Raw genomic sequence first — 14,959 nt, 5'->3', positions numbered from 1 at the left:
GGCCTCCGGCGGTTCAGCCGGGCGTACCGGCCTACGATCAGCCTTTTTACCGCGCTCTCACCGTCACAGAGGCAACCCGGGCGCGATGTCTACCGTCTTCTCACCCTCCGTCGCCCACCCCCCGGGGACCCGTGGGGCGGCCCCGTCGGGCCCCGTCCTCACGCGTCGGGCGGGCCGGCGGGCGACAGTGCGGCGAGTTGCTCGGCGAAGGGCACGACGGCGAGGCCGTCCTTCGGCGGGCGCGGCGCCGACGGGCCCGTCATCAGGGCCGCCAGCTCCCCCGCCGCCCGTTCGATCCGGTCGGCCAGGCCCTCCGCGCCCCAGTCCTCCGAGGCGGCGAAGACGCCGGTGGGGACGACCACCGCGCGCAGGTGGGCGAAGAGGGGGCGCATCGCGTGCTCGAGCACCAGTGAGTGCCGGGCCGAGCCGCCGGTCGCCGCGATCAGCACCGGCCTGCCCGTCAGCGCGTCCCTGTCGAGCACGTCGAAGAAGGACTTGAACAGGCCGCTGTAGGACGCCGAGAACACCGGCGTGACGACGATCAGGCCGTCGGCCCCGGTCACGGTGTCGAGCGCGGCGGACAGGCCGCGGCCCGGGAACCCGTTGGTGAGGTGGTGCGCGATCTCGACGGCGAGCTCGCGCACCTCGACGACCTGGACCTCGACCGGGGCCCGGCCGGTCACCGCGGCCGCGAGCCGGTCGCCCAGCAGCCGCGTGGCGGAGGGGACGCCCAGTCCCGCCGATACGACGACGAGTCTCATACGGCGGCCTCCTCCTCGGCGCCGGTGGAGTCCCCGGCACCGGCGGAGTCCCCGGCTGCGGTGGAGCCCTTGGCCGCGGTGGAGCCCCTGGCCGCGGCCAGCAGGGACGCGTGGGTCGGTGCCTCGGGCACACCGGCCGGGCGCCGGGCGGCGAACTCCTCGCGCAGCACCGGCACGACCTCCTCGCCCAGCATGTCGAGCTGCTCCAGCACGGTCTTCAGCGGCAGCCCGGCGTGGTCCATCAGGAACAGCTGGCGCTGGTAGTCACCGGCGTACTCCCGGAAGGCGAGCGTCTTCTCGATCACCTGCTGCGGGGAACCGACGGTCAGCGGGGTCTGCTCGGTGAAGTCCTCCAGCGAGGGACCGTGGCCGTACACCGGGGCGTTGTCGAAGTACGGGCGGAACTCGCGGACGGCGTCCTGGGAGTTCCGCCGCATGAACACCTGGCCGCCGAGGCCCACGATCGCCTGCTCGGGCGTGCCGTGCCCGTAGTGCGCGTAGCGGGTCCGGTACAGCTCGACCATGCGCTGGGTGTGGTCGGCCGGCCAGAAGATGTTGTTGTGGAAGAAGCCGTCGCCGTAGTACGCGGCCTGCTCGGCGATCTCCGGCGAGCGGATGGAGCCGTGCCAGACGAACGGCGGGACCCCGTCCAGCGGCCGCGGCGTGGCGGTGAAGCCCTGCAGCGGCGTGCGGAACCTGCCCTCCCAGTCGACCACGTCCTCGCGCCACAGCCGGTGCAGCAGCGCGTAGTTCTCGATCGCCAGGTCGATGCCCTGCCGGATGTCCTTGCCGAACCAGGGGTAGACCGGGCCGGTGTTGCCGCGGCCCGTCATCAGGTCCACCCGGCCGTCGGCCAGGTGCTGCAGCATCGCGAAGTCCTCGGCGATCTTCACCGGGTCGTTGGTGGTGACGAGGGTGGTGGAGGTGGACAGGATCAGCCGCTCGGTCCGCGCCGCGACGTAGCCGAGCATGGTGGTGGGCGACGAGGGCACGAACGGCGGGTTGTGGTGCTCACCGGTCGCGAAGACGTCGAGCCCGACCTCCTCCGCCTTCAGCGCGATGGCGACCATGGCCTTGATGCGCTCACGCTCGGTCGGCGTACGGCCCGTCGTGGGATCCGGGGTGACGTCTCCGACGCTGAAGATCCCGAACTGCATGGTCGCTCAACCTCCACTTTGTTGACGCTTCAACCATACCGCCGAACGGTGACCTCCCCCCGCGTATTCCGCGGACCGGACCGCCAGTGCCCGGGTCACGACCACCGGAACCTGAGTATCAGCATCAATGTCAGTGCCCCGTCCTAGGCTCGGCGCATGGCCGCCCCACGCCGTGACACCCGAGGCATCGTCGACGCCGCGGAGCTCTTCGCGCGCGTCCGCTTCCGCCGCCGCGAACCGGCCCGGCCGCTGCGGCCCTACCTGGAGCACTACTGGCTGATCGACTGGGACCTCACCCAGCCGTACGCCTCCCACGTGGTCCCGCACCCGTCCGTGAACATCGTCTTCCAGCGGTACGGCGGCCAGGAGCCCTTCGCCGAGGTGTCCGGGATCGGGCTGGAACTGTTCACGCAGAAGCTGGAGGGGCGGGGGCGGGTCTGCGGGATCCAGTTCCGCCCGGGCGGGTTCCGGCCCTTCTTCCCCGACCGGCCGGTGTCGCAGTGGACGGGCCGCCGGGTCCGCCTCCCGGACACCGGCACCCGGGCCGCGGACGCCGACGTACGCGCCGTCCTCGCCCCCGACGCCGAGGACGCCCGCGTGGCCGCCCTCGACGCCTTCCTGCTCTCCCTCGGCCCCGGCCCCGACCCGCAGGCCGAGCTCGCCATGGCCCTGGTCGACCGCATCCGCACCGACCGCACGATCCGCCGCGTCACCGGCTTCGCCCGGGTCGAGGGGATGTCCGTACGGCTGCTCCAGCGCCTGTTCGCCGGGTATGTGGGCGTCGGCCCCAAGTGGGTCATCCTGCGCTACCGCATCCACGAGGCCCTGGAGCGCGCGGAGAGCGACCAGGACGTGGACTGGGCCGCCCTCGCGGCCGACCTCGGCTATGCCGACCAGGCCCACCTGGTACGGGACTTCACGGCGACGGTGGGGGTGCCGCCGACGGCCTACGCGGCGCGGGGCGTGCGCTGACCGACGGGCGCCACCGCGCGGGAAGAACCACCTTGCCGGCCGGCCCGCCGCCCTCTCGCCCTGCCGGGCGCCCCGCGGGGTGGCGGCGGCCACGGAAGCCGCCGGGCAGCCACGGGGGCCGTCGGGGCCGGTCGCGCGGCCCCGGGCCCCTTCGCGGCGCGCCCCGGACGAGACCCCGTCCCGGCCGTTCAGGGGACCAGGACCAGGCGGCCCCGCACGCCGCCCTGGTCCAGGCGGGCGTGGGCCTTCGCGGCCTCCTCCAGGGGGTAGGTCTCGGCCACCCGGAGGGTGAGTACGCCCTCGTCCACCAGGGCCGCCAGCTTCGCGAGGCGGGCGCCGTCTGCGGTCACGGCGACCGCGGTGCTCCGCACGCCGCGCACCGGCTCCGGGTGGCCACCGGGGCGGACGCCCACGTAGGCCCCGCCGTCACGCACCCACTCCAGGGCCGTCCCGCCGAGGACCGCGGCGTCCAGCACGCCGTCGTAGGCGCCCGCCTCGGCGGTCCCGGACACGAAGTGGGCGGCCCCCAGCGACCGCAGCAGCTCCTCGTCGCCCTCCCTGGCGAGCGCGGTCACCGTCAGGCCCCGGTGGGCGGCGAGCTGGATCGCGAACCCGCCGACCGCGCCCGCGGCACCCGTCACCAGCAGGGTCTGTCCCGCCTCCAACTCCAGCAGCTCCAGAGCCTGTTCGGCGGTCAGGGCGTTCAGCGGCAGCGTCGCCGCGTGCACGGCGTCGACCGTGGCGGGCGCCTTCGCCACCGCGTCCGTGTCGACGACGACGTACTCGGCGTGCGTGCCCAGCGGCCGCACCATGCCCGGGTCCAGGGCCACCACCTCCTCGCCGACGCTCCAGGCCGTCGCGACGCCGGTGGCGTCCACGGTCCCGGCGACGTCCCAGCCGAACCCGATCTGCTTGCCCGCGCCCCCGAAGAAACCGCCGCGCACGCCCGCGTCCACCGGATTCAGCGTGGCCGCCGCGACCTTGATCCGCACCTGGCGCGCGCCCGGCTCGGGCACCTCCGTCTCGACGACCTCCACGGCCTCGGGCCCCCCGAAGGTCTTCACCACTGCAGCACGCATGACTGTTTCTCCCGTGATCGAGATGATTCGTGACGTTTTCCTGTGCTGCGACAACCCTAGGAAGAGCTACTATCCAGGAGGAAGTAGTTACCTGAAGGTGCCTACCTCACCCGGAGGGAACCCATGGCGACCATGACCGCGGCCCAGAAGCGCGACCAGGCCCGCGTCGCGTACGACGCCTTCCTGCGCGCCTGCCCGACCAACCAGCTCCTCGACCGTCTCAGCGACAAGTGGGTCAGCCTGGTCGTCGCGGCCCTGTCCACCGGGCCCATGCGCTACAGCGACCTCAGCCGCAAGATCGCGGGCGTGAGCCCCAAGATGCTGACGCAGACGCTGCGTTCGCTGGAGCGCGACGGCATCCTCACCCGCACGGTCACCCCCTCCGTGCCGGTCCGGGTGGACTACGAGCTCACCGAACTCGGCGGCAGCCTCGCCCAGTTGATGACGGCGGTGAAGACCTGGGCCGAGACCCACTTCGACGAGGTGCACGCGGCACGCGAGCGCTACGACGCCGGGAACGACGGCGCGCGGACCCCGGCGCAGCGGACGTGACGGCGCGCGCGCCACGGCCCGGGAACGTCCGTCCCTGCCCGGCAGAAGCAGGACCCGGCAGAGCCAGGACCCGGCAGAAGCAGGACGCGTCAGAAGTAGTACTCGTCACCGGTGTCGAGGACGAGCACCCGCAGCCGGTCGTTCGGCCGGTTGCGGTCGACCGAGCCCCCGCTCCACACCGTGTCCGTCTCCAGGACCACCTCCGGCGGCGCGCCCCGCAGCCGCACCCGCAGCCCGATCGGCCGGCCCACGGCGTCCGCGGCGAGCGCCCCCACCCGGCACAGCACCACCCGCGTCCCCGACCTCGCGCACCCCTCCGGCAGCGCCTGCCCGTTGACGAGCGGCACCGACCAGCGCAGCCGCACCGTCGCGTCCGGCACCGCGGACGGCCCGTGGTTGCGCGGGACGAGCCGCAGGTCCACCCGGCCGCCGGTCAGGGAGACGGCGCCGTGATAGGAGAGATCGGCCTCGGGAGCGCCGCCGGCCGTGGCGGGCGCCGCCGCGCCCATGGCCGCCAGCGCGGCACCGCACACCGCGAGGGTCCGCGTCCTTCGCCGCATACCGCCTCCTCACTCCACAGGGCCGCCGGGGCGCGTCGGACGTGTCCCGCGCGCGCCCCGGGCGGCCGGACGTAGTGGGATGTATCCCACGCGGAGCGCGGTGCGAGGCGCCTGCCATCAGGTGACAGCGCCCGCGCGTGCGAAGCTGCCGTCATGCCGATCGCCCGCTCCGCAGCCCTGTTCGTCGTCGCCGCGATCTTCGAGATCGGCGGCGCCTGGCTGGTCTGGCAGGGGGTGCGCGAGCACCGCGGCTGGCTGTGGGCGGCCGGGGGCGTGCTGGCCCTCGGCGCCTACGGCTTCGTCGCCACCTTCCAGCCCGACGCCCACTTCGGCCGCATCCTGGCCGCGTACGGCGGGATCTTCGTGGCCGGCTCGATCCTGTGGGGCGTGGTCGCGGACGGCTACCGCCCGGACCGGTGGGACATCACCGGGGCGCTGGTGTGCCTGGCGGGGATGGCCGTGATCATGTGGGCGCCGAGGAACGGCGGCTGAGCCTCACTTACGCTGAACGGAGCCGACCGCTCACTCCGGACCAGGAGCACCCCATGCCCACCGCAGCCCCGTCCGCCGCCTCCCGTATCGCGATCGTCACCGGTGCGAGCAGCGGCATCGGCGCCGCCACGGCCCGGCAGCTCGCCGCGGCCGGCTACCGCGTCGTCCTCACCGCCCGCCGCAAGGACCGTATCGAGGCGCTGGCGGAGGAGATCGCCGCGGCGGGCCACTCGGCCACGGCGTACCAGCTCGACGTCACGGACCGCGCGGCGGTGGACGAGTTCGCGAGCGCCTTCAGGACGGTCGGCGTGCTCGTCAACAACGCGGGCGGCGCGCTCGGCGCCGACCCGGTGGCGACCGGCGACCCGGCCGACTGGCGCGCGATGTACGAGACGAACGTCATCGGCACCCTGAACGTCACCCAGGCGCTGCTGCCCAAGCTGGTGGCGAGCGGCGACGGCACGGTGGTCGTCGTCTCCTCCACCGCCGGGCACGGCACGTACGAGGGCGGCGCGGGCTACGTCGCCGCCAAGCACGGCGAGCACGTGCTCGCCGAGACCCTCCGCCTGGAGATCGTCGGCCGGCCGGTCCGCGTCATCGAGATCGCCCCCGGCATGGTCAGGACGGAGGAGTTCGCCCTCACCCGCTTCGCCGGCGACGAACAGAAGGCGTCGAAGGTCTACGAGGGCGTGGCCGCACCCCTCACCGCCGACGACGTGGCGGAGACGATCACCTGGGCGGTGACCCGCCCCAGCCACGTCAACGTCGACCTCCTGGTGCTCCGCCCCCGGGCCCAGGCATCCAACACCAAAGTCCACCGGGAGGTGTGATGTCACAGGACGCGGACCGCCGGCGCCTGGCCCTGGAGACGAAACGCGAACGGTACGTCTGGTACTACCTCGCGTACTTCCTCTTCGGCATCCACGTCGTGGCGTTCGTCATGATCTACGCGGTGCTGCACGCGAAGTAGGCCCGCCTCGGGTCAGCCCTTCACGCAGACGACCTGCCTCAGCTTCGCCACGACCTCCACGAGGTCCCGCTGCTGCTCGATGACCTGCTCGATCGGCTTGTAGGCGCCCGGGATCTCGTCCACCACGCCGGAGTCCTTGCGGCACTCCACGCCCCGCGTCTGCTCCTCCAGGTCCTTCGTCGAGAAGCGCCGCTTCGCCGCGTTGCGGCTCATCCGCCGACCCGCGCCGTGCGAGGCCGAGTTGAAGGACCTCTCGTTGCCGAGACCCTTCACGATGTACGAACCCGTGCCCATGGAGCCCGGGATGATCCCGTACTCGCCGGAGCCCGCCCGGATCGCGCCCTTGCGGGTCACGAGCAGGTCCATGCCCTCGTAGCGCTCCTCGCTGACGTAGTTGTGGTGGCAGGAGATCTCCGGCTCGAAGGCCGGCTTCGCCTTCTTGAACTCCTTGCGGATCACGTCCTTCAGGAGCGCCATCATCAGCGTGCGGTTGTACTTCGCGTACTCCTGCGCCCAGAACAGGTCGTTGCGGTACGCCGCCATCTGCGGGGTGTCCGCGACGAAGACGGCGAGGTCGCGGTCGACCAGACCCTGGTTGTGCGGGAGCCTCTGGGCCACGCCGATGTGGTGCTCGGCCAGTTCCTTGCCGATGTTGCGGGACCCGGAGTGCAGCATGAGCCACACCGCACCGGATGTGTCGACGCAGATCTCGCAGAAGTGGTTTCCGCCGCCGAGCGTTCCCATCTGCTTCGCGGCCCGCTCCGCACGGAACCTCACCGCCTCCGCGACCCCGTCGAACCGCCCCCAGAAGCCGTCCCACCCGGCCGTCGCCAGCCCGTGGAGGCGGCCCGGATCCAGCGGAGCGTCATGCATCCCCCGCCCCACCGGGATCGCCTGCTCGATCTTCGACCGCAGCCGGGACAGATCACCCGGCAGGTCGTTCGCCGTCAGCGACGTCCTGACCGCCGACATGCCGCAGCCGATGTCGACACCCACCGCCGCGGGGCACACCGCGCCCCGCATGGCGATGACCGAGCCGACCGTCGCGCCCTTGCCGTAGTGGACGTCCGGCATGACCGCGAGGCCCTTGATCCAGGGCAGGGTCGTGACGTTGCGGAGCTGCTGCAGGGCCGCGTCCTCGATCGTCGCCGGGTCGGTCCACAGGCGGATCGGGACCTTCGCGCCCGGCATTTCCACGTACGACATTTCGTCCTCATTCCCCCGGAAACACAACAGAAGCAAGAAAACGCAAAACCGGCGCCACGGTCGATGAAACAGGACAACGGACCGGCGTCCACGGCAGTGCGTGCGATACACATTGTCTCCAGGGGACGCCCCCGCCCGGCAAGCGAATAACCAGCGAACAACCAGCGGGGACACTGGAGCCACGGCCCCACTCCCCACGTCGAGAGGAGCCAGCCCGTGCAGCGGAAGGCCTACGTATCCGGCGTCGCCGCACTTCTCGTGGCGCTGCTGGCCGGCTGCACCGGCGGCTCGGGCGACGGCGGTTCGACGGACGACGCCAACCCCGGTGACACCGGCACCGCGACCGCCGCGGCCCAGCCGGGCAAGTACCGCACGCTCCCGGAGCCGTGCAGCGCGGTCGGTCACGGCACCCTCGACTCGCTGCTGCCGGGCATCAAGCAGATCCCCGACGAGCAGCAGCGCGAGAAGGCGTACGAGGGCGAGGCCACCCTCACCTACAACACGGACCGCAAGGTGGGCTGCCGCTGGAAGGTCCAGTCGCAGGACGCCACCGACCATCTCCTCGTCGACTTCGAGCGCGTGGTCTCCTACGACAACTCCGTGAGCGACGACACCCAGGCGCAGGAGCTGTTCGCGCAGAAGCAGGCGGCGGCCGACCTGCCCGCGCCCGGGGCCTCCGGCAGCGCAGGCGCGGATTCCGGGGCAGGCGCCACCGGCGGCATCCGGCCCGGCAGTTCGCCCTCCGCCCCGGCCTCCCCCTCCGCCTCCCCCTCCGGCTCGGCCTCGGGCCCGGCTTCCGCCTCCGGCTCCCCCTCCGTCGCACCCTCCGATCTGCAGCCCCGCGTCCTGAGCGGCCTCGGTGACGAGGCGTATCTGGACGACGCTCTCAGCGGCTCCGCCTCGACGGCTCAGCAGCGCACGGTGATTGTGGCGTTCCGCACGTCCAACGTGATCGTGACCATCCAGTACGAGGAGCAGCCGGCGGTCGTCGGGACGGCGCCGGACAGCAAGGAAATGCAGGACAGGGCCCGGAAACTGGCGGCTCAGCTGGCCGACGCCCTGGGCGGCTGACGCTCTTTCGGCCGCCTGGGACGTACGGCCGCAAAGCCTGTGAAGCAGAAGCACACAGTTTCCTCACCGCGTACCGTGGCCCCTCGGACCCGAACCGCCGACCGCAGGAACCACAGCGTCATGAGTGAAGGAACCATGCAGCGAGCAGCAGAGCGAGAGCAGCGCGACCAGCGAGACCGGCAGCCGAGGCGCGCGGGGCGTGTCGCCGTCTGCGCACTCGCCCTGCCCGTGATGGTGTTCGCGGCCGCCTGCTCCTCGGACTCCGGCTCCGGTGACGGGGGGAGCAAGGACGCGGGTGGCGACACCCCCTCGTCCGCCTCGGGTGCGAGCGCCTCGCCGACGGTGCAGGCGGCGGCGTACCGGAAGCTGCCGGGTTCGTGCGGGGTGCTGTCGAAGAAGACGCTGACCTCGCTGGTGCCCAAGGGCGTGAAGTCCGGCAAGGAGGGCACGTCGGACGACACCGCGACGCGGGCGAGCTGCTCCTGGAGCAGCCTGGACAACAACGGCGTGAAGGGCTCGCAGTTCCGCTGGCTCAACGTCTCGCTGCTGCGCTTCGAGTCGGACGCCCGGCGCGGCGAGGGCAACCAGCTGGCGCACGCGTACTACGCGAAGCAGGTCAAGGACGCCCAGGGGACCGAGGGCGCGAAGAACACCACGTCGCAGCCGGTGGCCGGGACGGGCGACGAGGCCACGCTGGTGCGCTACGACCTGAAGAAGAAGGAAGGCGCCTTCAAGCAGCAGACGGTCGTGACGCGCGTCCAGAACGTCGTCGTCACGATCGACTACAACGGCGCGGGCCTGGCCGGTGAGAAGACCCCGGACGCCGGTTCCCTCGCGAAGTCCGCGGAGCGGGCGGCGAAGGAGGCGGTTGCCTCCGTCGCGTCGGCGAACGGTGACGGCACGGGCGGCGGTTCGGGCTCCGGCACGGGTTCGGGCACGGCGAAGCCCTCGCCCTCCGGGTCCGCCCCGGGCAAGTCGGCGTCCCCGTCACCGTCGAAGGCCCGGAAGTCCTCTTCGCCCGCCCCGTCCTCTTCAGCGTCCAAGAAGAGCTGACCGTCACATCTGGACGCCGATTCGCAGCTCAGCCAGGCTTTTTGACGGAGCCCGGCCCCCTCGCGGGACCGGGCTTCTGCCGTCCCGGCACCGCGTTCGCCGGACACTTGTGCCACTCTGTTGCGCGCAACAGCACGCATGGGGAGGGGAGTACGGGTGGCCGCGCCACTGCAGCTGACTCGGATGCACCGCGTTCTCATCGGCGTGGTCGTGACCGGCGCCGTGATCATCGCCGGCATCGGCTTCGCCGGTTCGTACGCGGCGGTGCGCGAGTTGGCGCTCAAGAAGGGCTTCGGGAATTTCGCCTACGTCTTCCCGATCGGCATCGACGCGGGCATCTGCGTCCTGCTGGCCCTCGATCTCCTGCTCACCTGGATCCGCATCCCGTTCCCGCTGCTGCGGCAGACGGCGTGGCTGCTGACGGCGGCGACGATCGCCTTCAACGGCGCCGCCGCCTGGCCGGACCCGCTGGGCGTGGGCATGCACGCGGTGATCCCGGTGCTGTTCGTGGTCTCCGTCGAGGCCGCCCGGCACGCGATCGGCCGTATCGCCGACATCACGGCCGACAAGCACATGGAGGGCGTCCGCATCACCCGCTGGCTGCTCTCGCCGGTCCCGACGTTCCTGCTGTGGCGGCGCATGAAGCTGTGGGAGCTGCGCTCCTACGAGCAGGTGATCAAGCTGGAGCAGGAGCGGCTGGTGTACCAGGCCCGGCTGCGCTCCCGCTTCGGCCGCGCCTGGCGCCGCAAGGCCCCGGTGGAGTCCCTGATGCCGCTGCGCCTGGCGCGCTACGGCGTCCCGCTCGCGGAGACCGCTCCCTCGGGCCTGGCGGCCGCGGGGATCGAGCCGGCGGTGCTGCCGCCGGCGCGCGTCCAGCAGATCGCCCCGCCGGCGGCCGGGCGGGCGCCGGAGCCGGCGCCCGTCCCGCAGCAGCGGGCACCCGAAGCCGAGCAGTACGGGCCCGAGCAGTACGGGCCCGGGCAGTACGGGCCCGAGCAGGACCAGAGCCCCTGGTTCAACGTGCCCCAGCAGGTCGAGTACCAGGGCGACTACGACCCCGACTTCGACCCCGAGCAGTACGCCCAGTGGTACGCGGAGCAGCAGCAGGCCGACGAGTACCAGCAGGAGCAGGAGCAGCAGCAGTACGACGAGCCCTCACCCGAGGAGACGGGCAGCTTCCAGATCCCGGTGAGCCCGGGCCGTACCCGTGACCTGGGCGAGGGCGGGGGCAGCCCGGAGCCGGACGAGGAGTCCTACTACCAGGTCTTCAAGCAGTCGATCAACGGCAGCTACCCGACCCCGCGGGAGTTCAGCGACAACGCCGAGGCCACCTTCGGCGCCGCGATCCCGGACGCCGAGGCCAAGCGCATGGTGATGCGCTTCCAGAACCGCCACACGGCGGAACTGGAAGACGATCACATCGCGTAGACCCCGGCGCCGGGGCTATGCGCCGAGCAGGCGCCGCACCCGCTCCTGTCCCACCGCCAGCAGCAGCGTGGGCAGGCGCGGACCGGTGTCGCGCCCGACGAGCAGGTGGTACAGCAGCGCGAAGAACGTCCGCTGGGCGGTCTTGATCTCCGGCGGCAGTTCCCTGGGCGTGGCGTCCGCGGCGAACCCGGCCTGGACCTTGGGCACGCCGTAGACGAGGTGGGTCAGCCCGTCGAGCGACCAGTGCCCGGCGAGTCCGTCGAGCAGCAGCCGCAGGGACTGCCGGGACGGCTCGTCGAGGGACTTCAGCAGCTCGGCGTCGGGCTCGTCGCGCACGATGGTCCGCTGGTCGGCGGGGACCTGGGTGTTGATCCAGGCCTCGGCCCTGTCGTAGCGCGGCCGGACCTCGTCCAGCGTGCCGAGGGGGCGGGCGGGGTCGAGTTCGCCGAGGATGCGCAGTGCCTGGTCCTCGTGCCCCGCGGTGATGTCCGCGACCGAGGCCAGCGTCCGGTACGGCAGCGGGCGCGGCGTCCTCGGCAGCTCGCCGGCGGCCGTGCCGACGGCCCGCGCGTGCGCGGCCACGTCCCCCGGGAGGGCGGCACCGTCGGCGACCTTGGCGTCGAGCTTGTCCCACTCGTCGTAGAGGCGCTGGATCTCCTGGTCGAAGGCGATCTTGAAGGACTGGTTGGGCCGGCGGCGGGCGTACAGCCAGCGCAGCAGCTGCGGCTCCATGATCTTCAGCGCGTCGGCGGGCGTGGGCACGCCGCCGCGCGAGGAGGACATCTTCGCCATGCCGGAGATGCCGACGAAGGCGTACATCGGACCGATCGGCTGCTCGCCGCCGAAGATCCCGACGATCTGCCCGCCCACCTGGAAGGACGATCCCGGGGAGGAGTGGTCGACCCCGCTGGGCTCGAAGATCACGCCCTCGTACGCCCACCGCATCGGCCAGTCGACCTTCCAGACCAGCTTGCCGCGGTTGAACTCGCTCAGCCGGACGGTCTCGGAGAAGCCGCAGGCCGTGCAGGCGTACGTCAGCTCGGTCGTCTCGTCGTCGTAGGAGGTGACCGTGGTCAGGTCCTTCTCGCAGTTGCCGCAGTACGGCTTGTACGGGAAGTAGCCGGCCGAGCCGGAGCCGTCGTCCTCGGCGGCCGCGCCGGAGCCCTCCGCGGCCTCCAGCTCGGCCTCGTCGACGGGCTTCTGCTGCTTCTTGGCGGGGGCCTTCTTCGTCCGGTACTGGGCGAGGACGGCGTCGATGTCCTTGCGGTGCCTCATGGCGTGCAGGATCTGCTCGCGGTAGACGCCCGAGGTGTACTGCGCGGTCTGGCTGATCCCGTCGAACTCCACGCCGAGTTCGGCCAGCGAGGCGGTCATGGCGGCCTTGAAGTGCTCGGCCCAGTTCGGGTACGGCGAGCCCTTGGGCGCCGGGACGGAGGTCAGCGGCTTGCCGATGTGCTCGGCCCACGTCTCGTCGACCCCGGCGACACCGGCCGGCACCTTGCGGTAGCGGTCGTAGTCGTCCCAGGAGATGAGGTGGCGCACCTCGCGGCCGCGGCGCCGGATCTCGTCGGCGACCAGGTGCGGGGTCATGACCTCGCGCAGGTTGCCCAGGTGGATCGGTCCCGACGGGGAGAGCCCGGACGCGACGACGACCGGTTTGCCCGGGGCCCGGCGCTCCGACTCCTCGATGACCTCATCCGCGAAACGGGAGACCCAGTCGGCTGTCTCGGTGCTCTGAGCCACGATCGGCACGTCCTTCTTTCTGAACGGGGTGACGCTCCATTCTCACAGACGGGCATGCGACGGAGAAAACCGCTTTACCCTCCGTGGGATACTTGCTGGGTCTATCCATCCCCACGAGGAGAACGGCACCCATTCCTATGGCCTCGGTCACGTCCCTCAGCGACTCCGTCCAGCAGCAGCTCGCGTCCGCCCTCTCGGCCACCCTGCCGGAGGCCGCCGGTGCGGACCCGCTGCTGCGACGCAGCGACCGGGCCGACTTCCAGGCGAACGGCATCCTCGCGCTCGCCAAGAAGGCCAAGGCCAACCCCCGGGAGCTCGCGGCGCAGGTCGTCTCCCGGGTCGCGACCGGCGACGAGCTGGTCAAGGACGTCGAGGTGTCCGGACCCGGCTTCCTGAACCTCACGCTCGCCGACCGGGCGATCACCGAGAACCTCGCCGCCCGGTACGCGGACGGCGACCGGCTCGGCGTGCCGCTGAAGCAGAACGCGGGCACCACGGTCATCGACTACGCCCAGCCGAACGTGGCGAAGGAGATGCACGTCGGTCACCTGCGCTCCGCGGTCATCGGTGACGCGCTGCGCGGCATGCTCGACTTCACCGGCGAGAGGACGATCGGCCGGCACCACATCGGCGACTGGGGCACCCAGTTCGGCATGCTCATCCAGTACCTGTTCGAGAACCCCGGCGAGCTGGCCCCCGCGGCCGACGTCGACGGCGAGCAGGCGATGAGCAACCTCAACCGGGTGTACAAGGCCTCGCGGGCCGTCTTCGACGCGGACGAGGAGTTCAAGGAGCGGGCGAGGAAGCGGGTGGTCGCCCTCCAGTCCGGCGACAAGGAGACCCTCGAGCTCTGGCAGCAGTTCGTCGACGAGTCGAAGGTCTACTTCTACTCCGTCTTCGAGAAGCTGGACATGGAGATCCGCGACGACGAGATCGTCGGCGAGTCGGCGTACAACGACGGCATGCCGGAGACCGCCCGCCTCCTGGAGGAGATGGGTGTCGCGGTGCGCTCCGAGGGCGCGCTCGTCGTGTTCTTCGACGACATCCGGGGCAAGGACGACCAGCCGGTGCCGCTGATCGTGCAGAAGGCGGACGGCGGCTTCGGCTACGCGGCCTCCGACCTGACGGCGATCCGCAACCGGGTCACCGACCTGCGCGCCACCTCGCTCCTGTACGTGGTGGACGTGCGCCAGTCGCTGCACTTCAAGATGGTCTTCGAGGCGGCCCGGCGGGCGGGCTGGCTGACCGACGCCGTGACCGCGCACAACATGGGCTACGGCACGGTGCTCGGCGCGGACGGCAAGCCGTTCAAGACGCGTGAGGGCGAGACCGTACGGCTGGAGGACCTGCTGGACGAGGCGGTGCAGCGGGCCGCCGAGGTCGTCCGGGAGAAGGCGCAGGACCTCACCGAGGACGAGATCCAGGAGCGGGCCGCGCAGGTCGGCATCGGCGCGGTGAAGTACGCCGACCTGTCCACCTCCCCCAGCCGGGACTACAAGTTCGACCTGGACCAGATGGTGTCGCTGAACGGCGACACGTCCGTCTACCTCCAGTACGCCTACGCCCGGATCCGGTCGATCCTGCGCAAGGCGGGCGAAGCGAAGCCGGCCGCGCACCCGGAGCTGGAACTGGCGGCGCCGGAGCGGGCGCTGGGCCTGCACCTGGACGCGTTCGGCGACACGGTCTTCGAGGCGGCGGCGGAGTACGCCCCGCACAAGCTGGCGGCGTACCTCTACCAGCTGGCCTCGCTGTACACGACGTTCTACGACAAGTGCCCGGTGCTGAAGGCCGAGACGCCCGCGCAGGTGGAGAACCGCCTCTTCCTGTGCGACGTGACGGCCCGCACCCTGCACCGGGGCATGGCCCTGCTGGGCATCCGGACGCCCGAGCGGCTCTGAGCCACCCCGGTACGCCG

15 protein-coding genes are annotated in these 14,959 nt (G+C 71.8%); 9 read left to right on the top strand and 6 right to left on the bottom strand.

The window, feature by feature from the left end:
- Nucleotides 1-158 precede the first annotated feature (158 nt).
- Both ACJ9NR_RS22610 and ACJ9NR_RS22605 read right to left on the bottom strand, forming a co-directional pair.
- Nucleotides 159-761, bottom strand: a complete 603-nt coding sequence (locus tag ACJ9NR_RS22610) for a CE1759 family FMN reductase (protein ID WP_412494154.1) — start codon at nucleotides 759-761, stop codon at nucleotides 159-161.
- Nucleotides 758-1,918: an LLM class flavin-dependent oxidoreductase gene (locus ACJ9NR_RS22605; protein WP_412494153.1), complete on the bottom strand. Its 1,161-nt coding sequence runs from the start codon at nucleotides 1,916-1,918 to the stop codon at nucleotides 758-760. Before ACJ9NR_RS22605 ends, ACJ9NR_RS22610 begins: the two co-directional genes overlap by 4 nt.
- A 156-nt stretch (nucleotides 1,919-2,074) precedes the next feature.
- On the opposite strand from ACJ9NR_RS22605, the gene ACJ9NR_RS22600 reads away from it, so the two are divergent.
- Nucleotides 2,075-2,890: a DUF6597 domain-containing transcriptional factor gene (locus tag ACJ9NR_RS22600; protein WP_412494152.1), complete on the top strand. Its 816-nt coding sequence runs from the start codon at nucleotides 2,075-2,077 to the stop codon at nucleotides 2,888-2,890.
- A gap of 188 nt (nucleotides 2,891-3,078) precedes the next feature.
- On the opposite strand, the gene ACJ9NR_RS22595 is transcribed toward ACJ9NR_RS22600, so the two are convergent.
- Nucleotides 3,079-3,969 (bottom strand): NADP-dependent oxidoreductase, encoded by an 891-nt coding sequence (locus ACJ9NR_RS22595; protein ID WP_412494151.1) that lies wholly within the window; start codon nucleotides 3,967-3,969, stop codon nucleotides 3,079-3,081.
- A gap of 123 nt (nucleotides 3,970-4,092) precedes the next feature.
- Between ACJ9NR_RS22595 and ACJ9NR_RS22590 the strand changes: the two genes are divergently transcribed.
- The gene (locus ACJ9NR_RS22590; RefSeq protein ID WP_412494149.1) at nucleotides 4,093-4,521 is read left to right on the top strand and encodes a winged helix-turn-helix transcriptional regulator; all 429 of its coding nucleotides are present in this window, start codon (nucleotides 4,093-4,095) and stop codon (nucleotides 4,519-4,521) included.
- A gap of 89 nt (nucleotides 4,522-4,610) precedes the next feature.
- Here the strand turns inward: ACJ9NR_RS22590 and ACJ9NR_RS22585 are convergent, their stop codons facing one another.
- Nucleotides 4,611-5,030 (bottom strand): hypothetical protein, encoded by a 420-nt coding sequence (locus ACJ9NR_RS22585; protein WP_412494384.1) that lies wholly within the window; start codon nucleotides 5,028-5,030, stop codon nucleotides 4,611-4,613.
- Nucleotides 5,031-5,234: 204 nt separating this feature from the next.
- Here ACJ9NR_RS22585 and ACJ9NR_RS22580 point away from each other — a divergent pair, with 204 nt between their 5' ends.
- Genes ACJ9NR_RS22580 through ACJ9NR_RS22570 form a run of 3 tightly spaced genes read left to right on the top strand, consistent with a single transcriptional unit; the run spans nucleotide 5,235 to nucleotide 6,543 of the window.
- Nucleotides 5,235-5,573, top strand: a complete 339-nt coding sequence (locus tag ACJ9NR_RS22580) for a YnfA family protein (RefSeq protein ID WP_412494148.1) — start codon at nucleotides 5,235-5,237, stop codon at nucleotides 5,571-5,573.
- A 53-nt stretch (nucleotides 5,574-5,626) separates the two neighbouring features.
- Nucleotides 5,627-6,403, top strand: a complete 777-nt coding sequence (locus ACJ9NR_RS22575) for an SDR family NAD(P)-dependent oxidoreductase (protein ID WP_412494147.1) — start codon at nucleotides 5,627-5,629, stop codon at nucleotides 6,401-6,403.
- Nucleotides 6,403-6,543 carry a hypothetical protein gene (locus ACJ9NR_RS22570; protein WP_412494146.1) on the top strand — a complete coding sequence of 47 codons (141 nt, stop codon included), beginning with the start codon at nucleotides 6,403-6,405 and terminating at the stop codon, nucleotides 6,541-6,543. The genes ACJ9NR_RS22575 and ACJ9NR_RS22570 overlap by 1 nt, the downstream gene beginning before the upstream one ends.
- Nucleotides 6,544-6,555: 12 nt before the next feature.
- Here the strand turns inward: ACJ9NR_RS22570 and ACJ9NR_RS22565 are convergent, their stop codons facing one another.
- Nucleotides 6,556-7,749, bottom strand: coding sequence for an RtcB family protein (locus tag ACJ9NR_RS22565; RefSeq protein WP_412494145.1), 1,194 nt, complete (start codon nucleotides 7,747-7,749; stop codon nucleotides 6,556-6,558).
- Nucleotides 7,750-7,965: 216 nt separating this feature from the next.
- Between ACJ9NR_RS22565 and ACJ9NR_RS22560 the strand changes: the two genes are divergently transcribed.
- From ACJ9NR_RS22560 to ACJ9NR_RS22550, 3 genes are all read left to right on the top strand, one after another.
- On the top strand, nucleotides 7,966-8,820 hold the full coding sequence (locus ACJ9NR_RS22560; RefSeq protein WP_412494144.1) for a DUF3558 domain-containing protein: 855 nt from the start codon (nucleotides 7,966-7,968) through the stop codon (nucleotides 8,818-8,820).
- Between the two features lie 135 nt (nucleotides 8,821-8,955).
- A complete protein-coding gene (locus ACJ9NR_RS22555) occupies nucleotides 8,956-9,873 on the top strand; it encodes a DUF3558 domain-containing protein (RefSeq protein WP_412494143.1) in 918 nt (305 codons plus the stop codon).
- 156 nt (nucleotides 9,874-10,029) lie between these two features.
- Nucleotides 10,030-11,301, top strand: a complete 1,272-nt coding sequence (locus tag ACJ9NR_RS22550; RefSeq protein WP_412494142.1) for a DUF2637 domain-containing protein — start codon at nucleotides 10,030-10,032, stop codon at nucleotides 11,299-11,301.
- A gap of 15 nt (nucleotides 11,302-11,316) precedes the next feature.
- Here the strand turns inward: ACJ9NR_RS22550 and lysS are convergent, their stop codons facing one another.
- Nucleotides 11,317-13,053 (bottom strand): lysine--tRNA ligase, encoded by a 1,737-nt coding sequence (lysS, locus tag ACJ9NR_RS22545; protein ID WP_412494141.1) that lies wholly within the window; start codon nucleotides 13,051-13,053, stop codon nucleotides 11,317-11,319.
- A gap of 128 nt (nucleotides 13,054-13,181) precedes the next feature.
- Between lysS and argS the strand changes: the two genes are divergently transcribed.
- On the top strand, nucleotides 13,182-14,942 hold the full coding sequence (gene argS, locus ACJ9NR_RS22540) for an arginine--tRNA ligase (protein ID WP_412494140.1): 1,761 nt from the start codon (nucleotides 13,182-13,184) through the stop codon (nucleotides 14,940-14,942).
- The last annotated feature ends 17 nt before the right edge of the window (nucleotides 14,943-14,959 follow it).

It is taken from the genome of Streptomyces sediminimaris (assembly GCF_047049295.1).
GTDB classification, from domain to species: Bacteria; Actinomycetota; Actinomycetes; order Streptomycetales; family Streptomycetaceae; genus Streptomyces; species Streptomyces sediminimaris.
This window is presented reverse-complemented; position numbering and strand designations above follow the sequence as displayed.